1 protein-coding gene is annotated in these 1,709 nt (G+C 69.4%); it reads left to right on the top strand.

The window, feature by feature from the left end; genetic code table 11:
- The coding region (locus tag ACF1AK_RS36295) for an acyltransferase domain-containing protein (RefSeq protein WP_391503077.1) at positions 1-1,709 on the top strand (1,709 nt) is incomplete at both ends.

The raw sequence follows: 1,709 nt of genomic DNA, 5'->3' as shown, positions 1-1,709 counted from the left end.
GGGGCCGGTCGGGTGGGTGCTGTCGGCGCGGACCGGGGAAGCACTGCGCGCCTACGCGAGCCAGATCGCCACCGCCGCCGGCCCCGCACTGCCGGTCACCGACATCGCCACCACCCTCGCCGCACGCACCGCGTTCGAACACCGCGCCGTCGTGGTCGGCACCACCCGAGAGCAACTGCTGGCCGGACTGACCTCCCTCACCGACGGTGCCCCCGCCGACCACGTGGTGACCGGGACCGCCACAACCGGCAAGACCGTGCTGGTGTTCCCCGGGCAGGGCTCGCAATGGACTGCGATGGCCCGCGACCTGTACACGGGTGCCCCGGTGTTCCGGGCCCGCCTCGACGAATGCGCACACGCCCTGTCCAGTTACGTTGACTGGGACTTGCTGGAGGTCCTGCTCACCGATGACGGCGCTTCGTTGCTGGAGCGGGTGGACGTGGTGCAACCGGCGTTGTTCGCGGTCTTGGTCTCACTGGCTGCTTTGTGGCAGTCCCACGGCCTACGGCCCGACGCCGTACTGGGCCACTCGCAAGGTGAGATCGCCGCAGCCTGCGTCGCCGACGCACTCACCCTCGACGACGCCGCCCGCGTCGTCGCACTACGCAGTCAGGCCATCCGCGCACTCGCCGGACAAGGCGGCATGGTCTCCATCGCCCTGCCCGCCGACCAAGTACAACCCCAACTCCAGCCATGGAAGGGCGACATCGGAATCGCCGCGATCAACGGCCCCACCTCCACCGTCGTCTCCGGCAGCGCACACGCCCTCGACCAACTCCAGGCAACCCTCGAGGCCGACGGCACCCGCACCTGGCGCATCCCCGTCGACTACGCCTCACACTCCCCGCACGTCGACCAGATCCGCGACCGGGTGCTCGACCTCCTCGCACCCATCCGCCCCCGAACCAGCACCATCCGCTTCTACTCCACCGTCACCGGACAACAGATCGACACCACCGAACTCGACGCGCAGTACTGGTTCCGCAACCTCCGCAACACCGTCGAATTCGAAGCCACCACTCGACTGCTCCTCGCCGACGGCTACCACACCTTCATCGAGTCCAGCCCCCACCCCGTCCTGGCCCCCGGCGTGCAGGAAACCATCGACAGCCTGGACTCCCCGGCCCGCAGCATCGGAACCCTGCGCCGCCACCACGGCGACCTGACCACCTTCCTCCGCTCCGCCGCCGAAGCCTTCACCACCGGCGCCACCACCCACTGGCACCAGCCCAACGGCCACCACACCACCCTCCCCACCTACCCCTTCCAACGAACCCACTACTGGCTCACCCCCCACACCAGCCACCGCGACATCAGCGCCGTCGGACTCACCCCAGCCGGCCACCCCCTGCTCGGCGCCGTCACCGAAGGCGCAACCAGCACAGTCCTCAGCGGCCGGATCTCCCTCGCCACCCACCCCTGGCTGGCCGACCACCAAGTCGCCGGCACCACCGTCCTCCCCGGCGCCGCCTTCACCGAACTCGCCATCCACGCCGCCGACCAGGTCGGCTACGGCAGCATCCGCGAACTGACCGTACAAACCCCCCTCATCCTCCCCGAACACGGCGCCACACGACTCCGAGTAGAAGTAGGCGAACCCCACACCCACGACCACACACGCCCTATCCGCATCGACGCACGCCCCGACACCAGCGCCGAGACATCATGGACCTGCCATGCCACCGGCACCCTCGACCCCCACACACCCA

Origin of the sequence: Kitasatospora sp. NPDC015120 (assembly GCF_043080305.1) — a bacterium.
Classification (GTDB): domain Bacteria; phylum Actinomycetota; class Actinomycetes; order Streptomycetales; family Streptomycetaceae; genus Kitasatospora.
This window is presented reverse-complemented; position numbering and strand designations above follow the sequence as displayed.